At 72.0% G+C, this 17,164-nt stretch carries 12 protein-coding genes; 2 read left to right on the top strand and 10 right to left on the bottom strand.

The window, feature by feature from the left end:
• Window positions 1-451: 451 nt before the first annotated feature.
• The 8 genes from LCE31_RS01430 to LCE31_RS01395 form a co-directional block, all read right to left on the bottom strand.
• The gene (locus LCE31_RS01430; RefSeq protein WP_225012071.1) at window positions 452-2,866 is read right to left on the bottom strand and encodes an excinuclease ABC subunit UvrA; all 2,415 of its coding nucleotides are present in this window, start codon (window positions 2,864-2,866) and stop codon (window positions 452-454) included.
• A 205-nt stretch (window positions 2,867-3,071) separates the two neighbouring features.
• Complete coding sequence (locus LCE31_RS01425; RefSeq protein ID WP_225012070.1) at window positions 3,072-3,488, bottom strand: VOC family protein; 417 nt, start codon at window positions 3,486-3,488, stop codon at window positions 3,072-3,074.
• A 5-nt stretch (window positions 3,489-3,493) separates the two neighbouring features.
• Window positions 3,494-3,919, bottom strand: coding sequence for a helix-turn-helix transcriptional regulator (locus LCE31_RS01420; RefSeq protein WP_225012069.1), 426 nt, complete (start codon window positions 3,917-3,919; stop codon window positions 3,494-3,496).
• A 100-nt stretch (window positions 3,920-4,019) separates the two neighbouring features.
• On the bottom strand, window positions 4,020-5,360 hold the full coding sequence (locus LCE31_RS01415; RefSeq protein WP_225012068.1) for an MFS transporter: 1,341 nt from the start codon (window positions 5,358-5,360) through the stop codon (window positions 4,020-4,022).
• Complete coding sequence (locus tag LCE31_RS01410) at window positions 5,360-6,061, bottom strand: GNAT family N-acetyltransferase (protein ID WP_225012067.1); 702 nt, start codon at window positions 6,059-6,061, stop codon at window positions 5,360-5,362. The genes LCE31_RS01415 and LCE31_RS01410 overlap by 1 nt, the downstream gene beginning before the upstream one ends.
• Window positions 6,058-7,368 carry a type III PLP-dependent enzyme gene (locus LCE31_RS01405; protein WP_225012066.1) on the bottom strand — a complete coding sequence of 437 codons (1,311 nt, stop codon included), beginning with the start codon at window positions 7,366-7,368 and terminating at the stop codon, window positions 6,058-6,060. The genes LCE31_RS01410 and LCE31_RS01405 overlap by 4 nt, the downstream gene beginning before the upstream one ends.
• A complete protein-coding gene (locus LCE31_RS01400; protein ID WP_225012065.1) occupies window positions 7,365-8,798 on the bottom strand; it encodes a DUF6271 family protein in 1,434 nt (477 codons plus the stop codon). Before LCE31_RS01400 ends, LCE31_RS01405 begins: the two co-directional genes overlap by 4 nt.
• Window positions 8,780-9,844, bottom strand: coding sequence for a phytanoyl-CoA dioxygenase family protein (locus tag LCE31_RS01395; protein ID WP_225012064.1), 1,065 nt, complete (start codon window positions 9,842-9,844; stop codon window positions 8,780-8,782). Before LCE31_RS01395 ends, LCE31_RS01400 begins: the two co-directional genes overlap by 19 nt.
• Before the next feature lie 932 nt (window positions 9,845-10,776).
• Between LCE31_RS01395 and LCE31_RS01390 the strand changes: the two genes are divergently transcribed.
• Entirely contained in the window at window positions 10,777-12,291 is a 1,515-nt protein-coding gene (locus LCE31_RS01390) for a glycoside hydrolase family 3 protein (protein ID WP_225012063.1), read from the top strand.
• Window positions 12,292-12,563: 272 nt separating this feature from the next.
• Window positions 12,564-13,520, top strand: a complete 957-nt coding sequence (locus LCE31_RS01385) for a slipin family protein (protein WP_225012062.1) — start codon at window positions 12,564-12,566, stop codon at window positions 13,518-13,520.
• A gap of 74 nt (window positions 13,521-13,594) precedes the next feature.
• Here the strand turns inward: LCE31_RS01385 and LCE31_RS01380 are convergent, their stop codons facing one another.
• Both LCE31_RS01380 and LCE31_RS01375 read right to left on the bottom strand, forming a co-directional pair.
• The gene (locus LCE31_RS01380; RefSeq protein ID WP_225012061.1) at window positions 13,595-15,385 is read right to left on the bottom strand and encodes a thiamine pyrophosphate-dependent enzyme; all 1,791 of its coding nucleotides are present in this window, start codon (window positions 15,383-15,385) and stop codon (window positions 13,595-13,597) included.
• Between the two features lie 81 nt (window positions 15,386-15,466).
• Entirely contained in the window at window positions 15,467-17,059 is a 1,593-nt protein-coding gene (locus LCE31_RS01375) for an FMN-binding glutamate synthase family protein (RefSeq protein WP_225012060.1), read from the bottom strand.
• Window positions 17,060-17,164 lie beyond the last annotated feature (105 nt).

Genomic DNA, 17,164 nt, shown 5'->3' with positions numbered 1-17,164 from the left:
GCCGTACCGGGCGCCGCCACGAGCAGGCCCGCGAGACCGATCAGTGTCCCGGCCGCGCCCGCCAGTGCGCGTCGGGCGGGGGATCTGCGGCGGAAGGTGCGTACGAGGTCCATCAGTGCCTCCAGCGGTGGGGGGAGAATCCGGCACGCTCACGTGGCGCCCATGGTGCGGGCGCCGCATGCCGAAAGAGTGGCGCCTGAAGGAACCGGATGTGAAGAGGCACCGGCCCACGCCGTTGGTCTACACCGGAGAAAGCGGCGACCACCATGGCGCTGAAAGAAACTTTCAGTCGCGTGGAGACGTCTCGACAACCTCAACTCGCTTGTTCGGTACGGCTTTTGCCGGGCAGCCCGGCTCCCGCGCCGGGCGGCGCGACCCGGCGCCCGAGCCCGTCGGGCCCCGTTTCGCCGTACTGCCCGGGGGCCCGCCTCCCGGCACCGCGAGGGTCCGGTCAGGCGCCGACGTAGGCCGCGAGGTACTCGCCGGTGAGGGTGGAGCGCCCGGCTGCCAGGTCCGCCGGTGTGCCCTCGAAGACCACCCGCCCGCCGTCGTGTCCTGCGCCGGGGCCGAGGTCGATGATCCAGTCGGCGTGCGCCATGACCGCCTGGTGGTGCTCGACGACGATCACGGACTTGCCGGAGTCGACCAACCGGTCGAGCAGGCCCAGCAGTTGCTCGACATCGGCGAGGTGGAGGCCCGCGGTCGGCTCGTCGAGCACGTAGACGGACCGCTCGGCGCCCTTGTCCGCCATCCTGGTGGCCAGCTTGAGCCGCTGCCGCTCGCCGCCGGAGAGGGTGGTGAGCGGCTGTCCGAGGCTGAGGTAGCCGAGCCCGACGTCGGCGAGCCGGTCGAGGACGGCGCGCGCGGCCGGGGTCCGCGCCTCGCCCGCGCCGAAGAACTCCCGGGCCTCGGCGACCGGCATGGCGAGGACCTCGCTGATGTCCCGCCCGCCGAGGCGGTGTTCGAGCACCGAAGCCAGAAACCGCCTGCCCTCGCACTCCTCGCAGACAACGGAGACCGAGCCCATCGTCGTCAGGTCCGTGTACACGACGCCGGCGCCGCCGCAATGGGGGCAGGCGCCCTCGGAGTTGGCGCTGAACAGCGCCGGCTTCACACCGTTGGCCTTCGCGAAGGCCTTGCGGACCGGGTCGAGCAGCCCGGTGTACGTCGCCGGGTTGCTGCGCCGCGAGCCGCGGATCGCCCCCTGGCCGACCGACACCACGTCGGCGCCCGCGGCCCCCGCGCCGCCCGCCAGCGCCCCGTGCACGAGCGAGCTCTTGCCGGAGCCGGCGACTCCGGTGACAACGGTGAGCACTCCGAGCGGGATGTCGACGTCGACGCCCCGCAGGTTGTGCGTCGTCGCGCCCCTGACCGGCAGCGCCCCGGTGGGCTTCCGCACGGTCTTCTTGAGGGCGGCCCGGTCGTCGAGGTGGCGGCCCGTGAGGGTGGCGCTGGACCGCAGCCCGTCGACGGTGCCCTCGAAGCACACGGTGCCGCCCGCCGTACCGGCGCCGGGACCGAGGTCGACCACGTGGTCGGCGATGGCGATCGTCGCGGGCTCGTGCTCCACGACGAGCACGGTGTTGCCCTTGTCCCGCAGCCGCAGCAGCAGGTCGTTCATCCGGCCGATGTCGTGCGGGTGCAGGCCCGTGGTGGGTTCGTCGAAGACATAGGTGACGTCGGTGAGCGAGGAGCCGAGGTGGCGGACCATCTTGACGCGCTGCGCCTCGCCGCCCGACAGGGTGCCGGCGGCCCGGTCGAGTGTGAGGTAGCCGAGGCCGATCTCGGAGATCGAGTCGAGAGCGCGCCCCAACGCGGTGAGCAGAGGCGCCACCGAGGGCTCGTCCAGCCCGCGTACCCACTCGGCCAGGTCGCTGACCTGCATCGCGCAGGCGTCGGCGATGCTGATCCCGCCGATCCGCGACGACCGCGCGGCCTCACTGAGCCGCGTACCGTCGCAGTCGGGGCAGGTGGTGAAGGTGACCGCCCGCTCCACGAACGCCCGGATGTGCGGTTGCAGTGCGTCCTTGTCCTTGGACAGCATCGACTTCTGGATCTTGGGGATCAGCCCCTCGTAGGTGAGGTTGACGCCCCCGACCTTCACCTTGGTCGGCTCCCGGTGCAGGAAGTCGTGCATCTCCCTGTCGGTGAACTCGCGGATCGGCTTGTTCCCGTCGAGGATGCCCGACTCGGCGTAGACCCGTACGGTCCAGAAGCTGTCGGGCTTCCAGCCGGGGATCGTGAACGCGCCCCCGGCGATCGACTTGGACGCGTCGTAGAGCTGGGTGAGGTCGATGTCGGAGACCGTGCCCCTGCCCTCGCACCGCGGGCACATGCCGCCGGTGCGGGTGTAGCCGACCCGCTGCGCCTTCCTGGCGCCGCGCTCGACGGTCATCGCGCCGCTCGCACGGACCGAGGCCACGTTGAAGGAGTACGCGCCGGGCGAGCCGATGTGCGGCTGGCCGAGCCGGCTGAACAGGACGCGCAGCGGGGCGCCCACGTCGGTGGTGGTGCCGACCGTGGAGCGGGCGTCGGCGCTCGCCCGCTGCTGGTCGACGACGATCGAAGCGGTCAGCCCTTCGAGCAGGTCCACCTCGGGCCGCCCGGGCGCGGGCAGGAAGCCCTGGACGAAGGCCGGGTGTGTCTCGTTGACCAGGCGCTGCGCCTCGGCGGCGATCGTGTCGAACACCAGCGAGCTCTTGCCCGATCCGGACACACCGGTGAACACCGTGAGCGCCCGCTTCGGGATCTCGACGCCGACGTCCTTGAGGTTGTTCTCGCGCGCACCGTGCACGCGGATCAGACCGTGGCCGCCGGCACCGCGGGCCGCGGACTGCGCCGGGTCCGTCCTCGTGGCCCTGCTCATTGGTTCTCCCTCTGCCGGCCGGGTCCACCCGCGCGGTCCTCGCCCGTGTCACCCGGCCCACTCCTACCGGTGTCGAACACATCGAACACCATGACCGGTCCCTCCCCGGACGCGGCCACTGCCCGCGCGCCGTCGGCCCCCGGCGCATGCGGCGCGCGAACGGACGGCGCATGCGGCGCGGGAGCCGACGGCGCGGGCCCCGGGTTCACCCCTTGCGCGGCTGGTTGAAGCGCAGCATGTTGCCGGAAGGGTCGCGGAAGGCGCAGTCGCGGACGCCGTACGGCTGGTCGATCGGCTCCTGCAACACCTCGCCCCCGGCGGCGCGGATGCGCTCGAAGGTGGCGTCGACGTCGTCGGTGGTGAAGATGACACCGCGCAGCAGGCCCTTCGCCAGCAGCTCCGCCATGGTCCGCTTGTCGGCGTCCGAGGCGTTCGGGTTGGCGAGGGGCGGTTCGAGGACGATGTTCACATCGGGCTGCGACGGCGCGCCGACGGTCACCCAGCGCATGGACTCGAACGCGACGTCGTTGCGTACCTCCAGGCCCAGGACGTCGCGGTAGAAGGCGAGCGCCTGGTCGTGGTCGTGGACGGCGATGAAGCACTGTGAGAGTTCGATGTTCATGCGTTTCACGCTACGGGCGGGGAGGCCCTCTTCGCTTCTCCGTTCCTGACCGGTCGCGTGTGGATCTTGGCGACGCAGGGCGGGACGGCCGCGCTCCCGTGGTGCGGCCGGGCACGGTAGGCGCTCGGGCTTTCGCCGACCAGTTCGGTGAAACGCGAGCTGAACGACCCGAGCGAGGTACAGCCGACGGCGAAGCATGCCTCCGTCACCGTCACATCGCCCCGCCGCAGCAGCGCCTTGGCCCGCTCGATCCGGCGTGTCATCAGGTAGCTGTACGGCGACTCGCCGAAGGCCGCGCGGAAACTGCGGGAGAAGTGGCCGGGCGACATGAGGGCGGTACGCGCCAGCGCGGGCACGTCGAGCGGCTGCGCGTACGCGCGATCCATCAGGTCGCGGGCCCGGCGCAGCCGGACGAGATCCTCCAGATTCACACCACCAGCGTCGCACACCACCGGCCGGTGCCCTTCTCCCGCGCGGCGCGGGCCGGACGACGCGCCGCCGCACCGGGTGCCGGGCGCGGCGGGGCGTGTGTCAGCTCTCCGCCGGCTCCGTCACGGGAGCGGTCCGGTCCTCGGACGCGAGGACGGGCGCGGGCTCGGCGGGCACCTCCGCCGGGACACCGGCCCGGGTGCCGCCGGACCTGCTCGGCCAGCTGATCCGTGTCGCGCACACCGTGACGACGATCGCACAGGCGGCCACGGCCCCCAGGCCCCACACCAGGCCGGCGGCGTTCGCGATGAAGCCGATGACCGGCGGACCGCCCAGCAGGCCCGTGGTGCCCATGGCGGCGACCAGGGTCAGGGCGTCCGAGCCCTGGGCCGCGGCCGCCACGTACACGCACGGGGTGACCGCCGCGATGCCGAGGCCCACGCAGGCGAATCCGATCAGCGCGGGGACCGTCCCACCGCTCAGCAGGGCGAGCGCCAGGCCCACACCGGCCAGGGCGCTGCCCACCCTGACGATGGGCCCGTCGCCCCAGCGGCTGCGCCAGCCGTCCGCGAAGATACGGGCGAGCACCATCATGCAGGAGACGACGGCGATGCCCATGGGGGCGAGTTCCGCCGACGCCTTCGCCACGTCCTTGAGGTAGAGCGCGGACCAGTCGTTCATGGCCCCCTCGGTCACCGTGCCGAACGCCATGGCGCAGCACATCCAGAGCACCGCACGCGTGGGGAGGGTCCACCGGGCGCGCTTCCTCGCGCGCTTGTCCGTGTCCGTCTGCGCGGTGTCCGTGCTCGCGGTGTCCGTACTCGCGCCGTCCGTGCCCGTCGCGGGCTGCTCGGCTGCGGCCACGGCCCCCTCCTCCGCGACCAGCCCCGACCTCGCGTAGGCGAGCAGCAGCAGGAGGAGCGCGGCGGCGACGGCGAAGTGCGCCACGACGGCCGAGGTCAGGGCGTTCATGCCGGACGCGAGCAGGGCGGCCGCCAGGGAGCCGGCGCTGAACGTGGCGTGCAGCCGGGCCATCGCGTTGCGCTTGTAGCGCTCTTCGAGCGCCGCGCCCTGCGCGTTCATGGAGACGTTCAGGCCGCCCACGAGTACGCCGTCGGCCAGCATGACGAGCAGCGCGACCGGATAGTCCGGCGCGGCGGCCAGCGCGAACAGCAGCAGGGCGAGGCCGAGCGCGGACAGCAGCGCGAGACGCTGGGAGCCGATCCGCCTCATCAACCACGCCACCAGCGGGAAGGAGACCGCGGCTCCCACTCCCGTGGCCATCAGCAGCAGGCCCACCTCGGCCGTGGACAGGCCCAGGTGCGCCTTGATCGCCGGGACCCGCGCGGCCCAGGTCGCGTACTGGAAGCCGAGGGAACAGAACAGCGCGGCGATCGCCAGCTGTGCCCTCCGGAACGGATCGTGGACGCGGAACACGCGCATCAGCCCTTCTCGTGGTGCGGGTGCGGCGAGGAGCCGCGTGGCGGGAGGCCGTTCGTCCGCGGCACTCCGCCGGTCGGCGCCGGCGTGGCGGACGGCCGCCCAGGTCTCGGTTCCTGGCTCGCGGTGCGGCCGGCCGCGACCGCACCAGCCGCCGCGACCGCACGGACCCGGGGGACCGCCGGGGTCGCCGCCTCGGCGGGGACCGTACGGCTCATGTAGACGGCGCCTGCGCCGTAGTCGCCGGTGGGCACGATCTCGGCGTGCGCGGTGAATCCGTTGCCCGCCCAGAAGGTGTCGCTGCCGCCGACCGCGACCAGGGAGATCCGCTCGAAGCCGGCCGTCGCGGCGACGGCGGTCAGGTGGCTCAGCAGGTGTCCGCCGAGGCCCCGGCCGCGGAGGTCCTCCGCGATGACGAGGTCGTGCAGGTGGAGGTTGGCCGACTCGAAGATGGTCGCGTCCGTGCCGGCCAGCTCGGGATAGGCGGCTTCCGGATAGGGCAGGGCCAGCACGTAGCCCGCGAGCCGCCCGTCCACATGCAGGACGAAGCAGGTCGAGGGCGAGGCGCTGACACGGGACTCCAGCGCCGCCCTGCCCTCGGAGAGCCCTGCGGCGGCGTAGGTGGCCGACTCCAGTCCGACGACGTCGTCCCAGTCGTGGTCGAGCACGTGCCGTACGCGTAGGTCGTGGCTGAGCGTGCTCATCCGAGGGACGCCTTCCGCGGTGCCGGCTCCTGGGATGCCGGGTCCTGGGGTGCCGGGCTTCGCGGTGCAGGGTCGCCGGCCCGGTCCACCGGGTCCTGGCCCGCGCCCGTGCCGTCGCCGCCCGTGCCGTCGCCGCTCACGCAGGTGTACGGGAGCGGGCTGAAGCCGTTGAACCCCTGCGTCATGTAGCTGGTGGCGTACGCGCCCGAGGACACCACCCAGACCGGGTCCCCCGACGCGAGCGCCTCGGGCACCCGCACGAGGCCGTGCTCGTGGGCGTAGGCGTCGTCGCTGTCGCAGGTGGGTCCCGCGACGACCGCGGGCACGTACGGGCCGTCCTGGTGCGCGGGGAAGACCAGCCGGTACTGCAACGCGTCCATCTCGTACAGGCCGTTGAACTTGCCGCAGCTCAGGTACAGCCAGTGCGTGCGCTGCCCGTCGAGCCCCCGGCGCGCGGTCAGCCGCGCGACGTGCGCCCGGATGGCACCCTGGTCGGCGACGAGGTAGCGGCCGGGCTCCACCAGGAACTCCAGGTCCCCGAAGTCGTCCCGCAGCCGCTGGGTGCCCTCGCGGATCACGGCGAATATCTTGTCCGTCGGAGGGTCCAGGGGCCTGCCGCGCATGTCGAGGTAGCCGTCGGCCGGCAGCCCGCCGCCGAGGTTGACCTGGTCGAGGGCCATGCCCCGGCCGCGCAGTGCCGCGAGGACGTCACCGAGCCGGTCGAAGGCGCTCCCCCACGCCCCGGCCGTCATCTGCTGCGACCCGACGTGGACGGACAGCCCGGAGGGGACGAGCCCGGCGTCGCGCGCGGCCTCCATGACGAGCACCGCGTCGTCGGCCGAACAGCCGTACTTGTTGCTGAGGCCCCAGAGCGCCCCCTCGCCGTCGGTGGCGAGGCGGCAGAACACCCGGGAGCCGGGGGCGTGGGCGGCGATGGCCGCGACGTCCTCCCGGCTGTCGGTGGCGAAGTCCCGAATCCCCATGCGGTACGCGTCGGCGATGTTGTGGTCGGACTTGATGGTGTTGCCGTAGTGGACGGCGTCGGCCGGTACGCCGGTGGCGAGGGCCTGGGCGATCTCCCGGGGACTCGCCGCGTCGAACCCGGCCCCGCACCTCACGAGGCAGGCGAGCACCTCGTCCACGGGGCAGGCCTTCATGGCGAACCGGACCGCGACACCCGGCAGTTCGGTGACCAGTGTCTCGTAGCGCTCGCGTATGCCCGCCAGGTCGAAGACGATCCTGTCCTCGTCCGAATCGGCCAGCGCGGCGCGCAGGGACGCGCTCAGTCGCGTCGTCGGCGCACTCAACCCGGCTGCCCGCCCCGGAGAGCGGAGCCTTCGGCCGACGGGGCACGGGACGGCCCCTCTGGCGCACTGCCCCCGGCGGCGCCGTGCGCCGTGCCGGGCACACCGCCGGACCGCGCCGTCGCGCCGTCTGCCGGGGCGAGTCCGAGCGCGCGGCTCGCGTCCATCAGCGGCTCCCACTCCTCGATCAGGAGGGCGAAGTCCTCGATGTCGCGCCGTGCCTCGTCCAGCAGCCGTTCCCTGCGCTCGGCGAGGAGGCCCGCGAACTCGGCGTACTTTCCGCCGAGTCTGCGGTACGACGCGTCGATGGTGTCCAGTCGCTGGACGTTCTCCGCACGGTCCATCCGCGCGCTGTCCCTGACCATCTCGGCGATCACGGGGGCGCGCAGCCGGTGCCGGTCGTCGAGCAGTGTGTCACCGGCCCGCGCCATCCGGTCGTAGAGCGCGTTGAAGTAGAGCATCGACAGGAAGAACTTGGCGAACCGCGTCTGGTACGCGGTGAAGCCGGCGCCCGTGCGGCGCTCCGGTGTGTAGAAGTTGACGATGTCGCGGTTGTGCAGGACGCCGGGCAGCCCGGCGGCGTGCACCGCGTGCATGAGGAAGTAGTCGCTGCCGATGGTGTCGGTGGCCGGCGGCAGCGGCAGCTGTTCCTGCACACCGTGGAAGCTGATGTTGCACATGTCGATCCGCATCGGGTCGACGACGGTGAGCAGCGCCCGGTCCGCGGTGAACGGCTCGGTGCCCGCGCCCCGGAACGACTCGTCCACGAGGTCGCGCTTCTGCGCGTCCGTCCACTCGACGGGCGCCCACAGGCTGACGACGTCGACGTAGACCTCGGGGTCGAGTTCCTGGATCTCGCCGATGTCGACGGACAGTTCCCCGACGAAGGAGCCGGCCACCATCGACACCGGCCGGTCCGCCTGCCGCGGCTCCAGGTCGGTCCCACTCACCCCGCCGGCCGCGTCCGCGGCCCGCTTGCCGAGCGACATCAGCTCATGGTGGATGGGGAAGACGGGCTCGCCGTCCAGGTACTGGTAGCGGCTGTCCGAGTCCCTCCGGTGCACGGACCGGCAGCCGAGGGCGGCGGCCATCAGGAACGCCCGGTTGGTGCACGCCCCGTAGGAGACGCCTGCCGGCAGCATCAGGTCGAGGACCAGCTCGGACTTGGGGACCTCCGCGTGCCGGATCACCCGGCGCAGGAAGTCCCGCTGTTCGTTCTCGCCCAGGTGGTGCGGGACCACACCGGGGACCGCGGGTATCTTCTGTAGCGCCTCGGCGTGCGCCGCGAAGACGTCGGGACCGGAGGAGTCGAGGACGAGCAGGTGCACCTCGACCCCGAAGTGGCCCGCGGCGTAGGCGGCTTCCTCGTGCACGGCCGAGATGGTCTCGGCGCACTCCCGGTTGGTGGGGAGCGTCAGGCAGATTCTTCGCATGCCACGTCCCCGGTCGGCTCGTCGAACTCCTGCCCGGTCCAGGACGTGAGTCCCAGCAGCTTGGACCCCAGGTCGGTCAGCTCCGCCGAGCCGTACCGCAGCGACTCGTGCTTGTCGCGGTCGCCGAGCAGCGTCGCGTTCCAGTCCGGGGTGGTCAGGTTGCGCCAGGAGTTCACGCGGGACTCGCGCAGCCTCGTGTGCGACTCCAGCGCGGGCATCATCGACAGGTACTGGACGGCGCGCACGCCGTTGGCGGAGACATTGGGCGCGACGCCGTGCGCCAGCGCGCCGTTCCAGATCAGCAGGTCGCCCGCTTCGAGTTCGGGCCGTACGACGGGGAACTCGACCGGGTCGTAGACGGGCCTGATCGGATCGCGGTCGGCGGGCTGCCCGACCTTCCAGCGGTCGAAGTGGCGGAACAGCTCCGGGTTGCACTGGAAGCCGCCCTGCTCCTGCGTGGTGTCGTTGAGCGCGATGATGCCCTGCACGCGCTGCGGCACGACGCCGAGGGTGGAGTCGATGTCCCAGTGCAGCCTGATGTCGAATCCACGCTCCGTGGACGGTATCAGCGCGCGGTCGCGGGTCTTGACGTTGGGCGGGTTGAGGTTCAACCGGTCCAGCGTGACCCAGAGTTCCTCGCAGTCCCAGACGTCGACGAACGCGTCGTAGACCCGTTGGGCCTGGCGGTTGTCCCAGATGAGCTGGTGCTGGTACGCCTCGACGAAACCGTAGATGTGCAGTTCGCGGTCGAGGTCGGAGCGGTATGCGTACTCCTCGTACCAGGTCTCGGGCCGCTCCGGGTCAAGGCCCTGGAAATCCCAGGCGAACTGGAGGAGCTTGTCGGCCACCGCGCTCGGGACGGCCTGCTTGACCACGATGTAGCCGTAGGTCTGCCAGAAGGTGAAGTCCTCCTCCGACAGCACACGGAGTTTCCGCTCCTTGCGCAGCTCCCGCAGCGGCGTCTGCGCCAGGTAGGTGTCCGCGTCGGCGCTGAAGTACGGGACGTCGGAGGGAGCTCGGTACAGATAGCGGTCGGATACCGGCATGCAATCGCTCCAAGGCTGGTTGCACTGTCACCGCCGCTGTCACATCGGTCACAGCCACGGTCACAGTCACTGAACGGATCACTCCCGGCACGTGGTGGCGTCGAGAGATGCGCGGCGTGGGGGGATACGCGCGTGGTCGGCGGTGGTGGGCCGTCTCCGTGCCCCCTCGGGTACCAGGCCTGCGCGGCCTGCGGTACGCACAACGGCACTGCGGGGAGCAGCCGTTGGTGTCACGTCCGGTGGGGCCTCGCCGGAGACCGCGGACGGGCACGTGAGGGGCGGAACCCGGATGGCCGGGGGTCAGGCGCGAAGAGCGATGAGCGGGGCGGGGACAGCGCGCTGCCGCACAGTGCGGCCAGCCGCAGACGGGGTGGATCTCCGCGAATACAGCATCAGCTTTCTCGCCCCTTGCACTTGCATTTGCCCTGCGCTTACTGCCCTTGGCGGGCCGGGGACACCCGGGGTGTCCAATCGGTACCACTCGGTGAACGCTTCGGACCGGCGGAGCCAGTTCGTTGGTTTCAACTCTCGCGCCACACGCGTCCCACCAAAATGGACTAGACCAACGGCGTTGTCAATAGAGGAATCAGGCATGTCCGGAATTCGAACCCCCCATGCGGCGGGGCATGTTCGACAGGGACGCGCTTCCCGTGTTCGAGACCGGCCCCGGAGGGCGCGGCACCCGGAAAAGGTCCCACCTCATCAGACGCCGGCGGTATGACAGAGGTTCACTCGGCCGCCGGCGACACGGGAGCGGGCGCCGCGGCGGGCGGTGGGCACGTAGGGGCCGGTGCGGCGCGCGACCGGGTCCACCGCGCACCCGGTGGTTCCCGCCCTTGACACTCAGATTGGTACAGGCCAATATCCCATTGGCCTGTACCAATCACACCCGCTGCTCTCGATATGTCCCGCACTCCCGGAAGGCCCGGACGATGTCCTCAAGCAAGCACCACCAGGACGTGCGCCGTCTCGCCCTCTCCGTCCTCCAGCCGGGCTTCGTGGGCACGGAGGCACCGGACTGGCTCCTGCGCGCGATCCGTGACGGCCTGTCATCGGTCGTCCTGTTCACGCGCAACATCGCCTCGCCCCAGCAGGTCGCACGGCTGACCGCCCAGCTCCGCGCCGAGAACCCGTCGCTGATCATCGCGATCGACGAGGAGGCCGGGGACGTCACCCGCCTCGAATCCGCGACCGGTTCCACGCGTCCCGGCAACTTCGCCCTCGGCACCGTCGATGACGCGCGCCTGACGGAGTCCGTCGCTCGCGACCTGGGCCGCCAGCTGCACGCCGCCGGGGTCAGCCTCGACTACGCGCCCAGCGTCGACGTCAACTCCAACCCGGACAACCCCGTGATCGGCGTGCGGTCGTTCGGCGTCGACACGGATGTGGTGTCCCGGCACGCCGCCGCCTGGACCCGGGGTCTCCAGTCGGCGGGCGTCGCCGCCTGCGCCAAGCACTTCCCCGGCCACGGCGACGTCACCGTCGACTCGCACCACGGCCTGCCCAGCTACGACGCCTCGCTCGACGAGATCACCGAGCAGGCGCTGCCGCCGTTCCAGGCCGCCCTCGACGCGGGGGTACGCGCCGTCATGAGCGGCCACCTCCTCGTACCCGCCTACGATCCCGACCTTCCCGCCACCCTCAGCAGGCGCATCCTCGTCGAACTGCTCCGCAAGGAACTCGGATTCGACGGCCTCATCGTCACCGACGCGATCGAGATGGGCGCCGTCACCGCCCGCTACGGCGTCGGCGGCGCCGCGGTGAGGGCCGTCCTGGCCGGCGCGGACGCGGTCTGCGTCGGCGGCGAGAGCGCCGAGGAGTCCACCACCCGGCTCCTCGCGGACGCGCTGGTGGACGCCGTGCTCTCGGGCGAGCTGCCCGAGGACCGCCTCGCGGACGCGAGCGAGCGGGTACGGGACTTCGCCGACTGGTCGATCAAGCTGGGCCGCTCGGTCCCGGTCGACCCCGTGAGCGGCGACATCGGGTACGTGGCGGCCCGCCGCGCGATCCGGGTGAGCGGTCCCGCGGCGGACGTCCTCCCGCTGGCCGCCGCGCCGCACGTGGTGGAGCTGGTGCCGGCCACGAACCTGGCCATCGCCAAGGAGACGCCCTGGGGCGTGGCGGTACCGCTGCGCGAGCGGCTCTCCGGCACCACGTTCGTGCGCGTGTACCCGCAGGAGCTCGCCGACGGGTCCGCCGTCCTGCGGGACCACGCCCTGGCTCCCGCCTCGGGCCGCCCGATGGTCGTGGTCGTCAGGGACGCCGCGCGGCACGCCTGGATGGGCCGCGCCCTCGCGGACCTCGCGGCGGCCAGGCCCGACGCGATCGTGGTGGAGATGGGCCTGCCCGGCGCGGCGGCCGCACCCGGAGCGCTGCACCTCTTCACGCACGGCGCCACGGCCGCCTCTGGCGTCGCCGCCGCGGAGATGCTGGCGGGCGGGCGGTAGCACGCTCGTAGCGTCTCACCGGCCGGAATCCCGGACCCGCCGGGGCCCTCGGCCGGGGGCCTCGCGGGAGTACGCTCGAAGTGGTCCGCCCCTCCCCCGGGCACGGCGCCGGAGGGCGGGCGCGATCGGCGGGACGACGGCACGCCGGGTCGGTCCGGTCCTTCACACCGGCGGCCGAGCGCCCTCGCCGGCGGCCGGTCAGGCCCTCCGGCCGCCGCCCACAAAGGCCCCCTCCCGGCGGCGCGGACCGCTCGCACGAGGATGTGAGAACCATGGGCATTCTGATCATTGTGGTGGTGGTAGTGGTCGTCGTCGCCCTGCTGGGGATGGCGATGAGCGTCCGCAACGTCCAGCAGTACGAGCGGGGCGTGGTGTTCCGGTTCGGCCGCCTGCTCCCGAACCTCCGCGCACCCGGCCTGCGCCTGATCAGGCCGATCGGCGACCGGATGCGGAAGGTGTCCGTACAGACCGAGGTGCTCGGTGTGCCCGCGCAGGGAGCCATCACCGCGGACAACGTCACACTGACCGTCGACGCCGTGGTGTACTTCCGGGTGCTCGATCCGGTCAAGGCGCTGGTGAACGTGAACAACTACCCTTCCGCCGTCCTCCAGATCGCGCAGACGTCGCTGCGCTCCGTCATCGGCCGGGCCGACCTCGACACACTGCTGTCGGACCGCGACCACGTCAACACGGAGCTGCGGACGGTGATGGACGCGCCGACCGAGGACCCCTGGGGACTGCGGATCGAGCGGGTGGAGATCAAGGACATCGCGCTTCCCGAGTCGATGATGCGTTCCATGTCGAAGCAGGCAGAAGCCGAACGTGAGCGCCGCTCCCGGGTCATCGCGGCCGACGGGGAGTTCCAGGCGTCCCAGCGGCTGACCGACGCCGCGAGGACCATGGCCGACACCCCTGGCGCTCTCCAACTGCGCCTGCTGCAGACTGTGGTGGACGTCTCCGCGGAGAAGAACAGCACGCTCGTCATGCCGTTCCCCGTCGAGATGCTCCGCTTCTTCGAGCGTCAGGACGGCGGCTCCTCGGGCACTCCGGCCGGCCACGAGCACGACACCGCCGCCTCGGCGGCCGAGACGATCGCCCGGACCCTGCCCGGCGTCCTGTCCCCCTCCGCACACGGCGAGGCGGGCGGAGGCACGGACGCCACACCGCCGGGGCGGGAGAGCCTTCGCCGGTCGGACGGCTCGCCGGAGGACCCACCGGCCGCCGCCTGAGGAACCCGTACGGGAGCGCCGGCCGCCGCCTGAGAACCGCACCGGAGCGCCGGGCGCGGCCGGGGGTGCGCCGGTCAGTGGGAGGCGGCGTCCCCGCCACGTCCCCGGACGATCTCCTTCACCTTGGCCACCGCGAAGCCCCAGCCCTGCTCGGCGGTCGGCTTGGCCGGGACGGCGATCTCGTCCGGGTTCGTGAGGACGTCGAGCACTACGGGCCCCGGTGTGGCGAAGGCGCGGCGTACGGACTCCTCCAGATCGGCCGGGTCGCCCACCCGGATGCCGGTGATGCCCATGGCCGTGGCGACGGCCGCGAAGTCGGGGTTGTCGAGCACCGTCCCGAACTCCGGCAGCCCCGCCTCCTCCTGCTCCAGCTTGACCATGCCGAGCCGGCGGTTGTCGAAGACCACGATTTTGACGGGCAGTCGGGCCGTCTTCAGTGTCATGAGGTCGCCGAGGAGCATGCTCAGCCCGCCGTCTCCGCAGAACGCGACCACCTGGCGCTCCCGGTCCAGGCACTGCGCGCCGAGCGCGTGCGGCATGGCGTTCGCCATGGAACCGAGGTTGTACGAGCCGATCAGGCGACGCGTGCCGCGCATCTCGACCAGCCGGGAGAGCCAGACGGTGGCCATCCCGGTGTCGGTGGTGAAGATCGCGTCGTCCGCCGCGATCCGGTCGACGGCCGTGGCCAGCGCCTCGGGCCGGATGTCGTGCTCGGGATTGTCAAGCGCCGAGCGGACCCGGCCGGCCGCGCCCTTGTCGTGGGCCGGATCGGCGAGCCTGGCCTGGCCCGCCTGCCAGGTCGTGAAGCGCTTGCGGGCACGCTCCAGATGCCCGCGGTCCCGTCCGCCGCCGGTCCGCCCGGCGCCTTCCTCCTCCGCGCCGCGGTCCTCCCCCGGCAGTTGGCGCAGCAGATCGCGTACGGTTGCGCCGACGTCGCCCACGAGCCCTGCCGCCACCGGGACGCGGCGCCCGATGTGAGCGGGTTCGGTGTCCACCTGGACGACGGTCTTGCCTTCCGGATACCACTCGCGATAGGGGAAGTCGGTGCCCAGCAGGAGCAGGGTGTCGGCGTCGTGCAGTGCGGAGGCGGCGGCGGGGTTGCCGATCAGGCCGGTCTGCCCGACCTGGAAGGCGTTGTCCGGCCCTTCGAAGCCCTCCTTCGCCTTCAGTGTGAGCACCATCGGCGCGGCCAGCCGGTCCGCGAGCGCGAGGACGTCCGCACGCGCGGCACGCGCCCCCTGCCCGACGAGCAGGGTGACGCGCTCCGCGCCGCCGAGCAGCCGCGCGGCGTCGCGCACCGCGCTCTCCTCGGGCCGGGTGACGGTGGAGCTGAGGGAGAGGCGGACCGGGCGGTCCGCGCCCAGTTCCTTGCCGCCGATGTCGGCGGGGACAGTGAGGACGGCGACCCCCTTGCGTCCGAGCGCGGTGCGCACGGCGGACTCCAGCAGCGCCGGGAGCTGATCGGGCGACGAGATCGTGGCCCGGAAGACGGCGACGTCGCTGAAGAGGGCGTCGTTGCCGACTTCCTGGAAGGCGTCCGTGCCCACCTCCGCGAGCGGCACCTGACCGGCGATCGCCAGCACCGGGGCATGGCTCTTGGCCGCGTCGTAGAGGCCGTTGAGCAGGTGGACGGAGCCGGGGCCGACGGTGCCCATGCAGACACCGAGGTTCCCGGTCAGCTGGGACTGGGCGCTCGCGGCGAAGGCCCCGGCCTCCTCGTGGCGGCACCCCACCCACTCCAGGCCCTCGGTGGTGCGGATGGCCTCGGTGAGGGGGTTGAGCGCGTCGCCGACGACGCCGAACACTTGGCGGACGCCGAGTTCGGCGATGGCGTCCACGATGACACGGGCTACGGTGCGGGCCACGAATTCCTCCAGCTCGAACGTCGCATATGGGGTAAATCAAACAAATAGCATGAACGGAACATGCGGCATGATCGGCACGGCTCAGACCGTGAAGCGGTCGGGGTCGGCCGCCTTCCATTCGGCGGCCCAGGAGGCCGGCAGGCCCGAGGGCCCGGCGAGCAGCTGCCCGGGGCCGAGCCAGTCGTACAGCTCCTCGTAGGAGAGCACGGTGTGCGGATCGATCCGCCGGCGCAGCATGTGGGGGCGCAGCTGGGCCGGGTCGGTGACACCCATCGAGGCCATGATCTGCAGCGAGCCGGCCACGGTCGCCTCCTGGAGGCGCCTGACGCGCTGGGTCTTGTCGCCGATGTCGAGCGCACGGGCCCGCCGCGGGTCCTGCGTGGTGACCCCGGTGGGGCACCTGTTGGTGTGGCAGCGCTGTGCCTGGATGCAGCCGAGGGCGAACATCATCGCGCGTGCCGCGTTGCCGTAGTCGGCTCCCTGGACGAGCCGTTTGACCAGGTCGCTGCCGGTGGCGATCTTCCCGCTCGCACCTATCTTGATCCGGTCCCGCAGGCCGGCGCCGACCAGGGCGTTGTGCACGGTGAGCAGGCCCTCGGTGAGTGGGGTGCCGATGTGGTCGGCGAACTCCAGGGGCGCGGCCCCCGTTCCCCCCTCGCCGCCGTCCACGATGATGAAGTCGGGCGCCGTGCCCTCGTCCAGCATGGCCTTGCACACGGCGAGGAACTGCTGCCGCGAGCCCGGGCAGATCTTGAACCCGGTGGGCTTGCCGCCCGCCAACTCCCGCATGTGCGCGAGGAAGCGGACCAGTTCGCGGGGGGTCGAGAAGACCCGGTGGTACGGGGGTGAGACGACGGTCCGCCCCTGCGGAACGTCTCGTACGCGGGCGATCTCCGCGTTGACCTTGGCGCCGGGCAGCACTCCGCCGATGCCCGGCTTCGCGCCCTGGGACAGCTTCAGGGACACACACTTCACCTGGTCGTGTGCCGCTTTCTCGGCGAACTCGCCCGGGTCGAAGTCCCCGTCCCCGGTCCGGCAGCCGAAGTAGCCGGTGCCGATCTCCCAGACGAGGTCGCCGCCGGGCCGCAGATGGTGTTCCGACAGCCCGCCCTCGCCCGTGTCGTGGGCGAAACCCCCGGCAGCCGCACCGCCGTTGAGCGCCAGGACCGCGTTCGAGGAGAGCGAGCCGTAGCTCATCGCCGACACGTTCAGCAGCGCCATGTCGTAGGGGCGGGTGCAGTCGGGCCCGCCGATGCGCACCCGGGGAGGCGTGTCGGGCACCGGCCGGGGCGCCATGGAGGGCACCAGGTACTCGTAGCCCGGCGCGTACAGGTCGCGTTCGGTGCCGAACGGCTCCTCGGCGTCGGTGCCCTTGGCCCGTTCGTAGACGATGCTGCGCGTGTCGCGGTCGAAGGGGCGGCCGTCATAGTTCCGCTCCACGAAGTACTGCTGGAGCTCCGGCCGGATGCTCTCCAGCAGGTAGCGGGCGTGCCCGAGGACCGGGTAGTTGCGCAGCACGGTGTGCTCGCGCTGGAGCAGGTCCCGGACGCCGAGCGTCCCCAGCAGGACGAGGGGCACACCGGCGAACCACCACCACGGCGAGTCCCATACAGCGAGAACCACCGCGGCCAGAGCCGCCACTACCGAAAGAGCCACCAACCCGATGCGTATCACACCAGCCGCGTTGCCGGGCTGCGGCTGTCCACACCCCCGGGAGGCCAAGACTCTCTCAAGACTCGTACGCCCCGCATCGCACACCGCCGCGGCGGGGCGCCGCAC

It is taken from the genome of Streptomyces sp. 8L, assembly GCF_020176795.1.
Lineage (GTDB): Bacteria > Actinomycetota > Actinomycetes > Streptomycetales > Streptomycetaceae > Streptomyces.
This window is presented reverse-complemented; position numbering and strand designations above follow the sequence as displayed.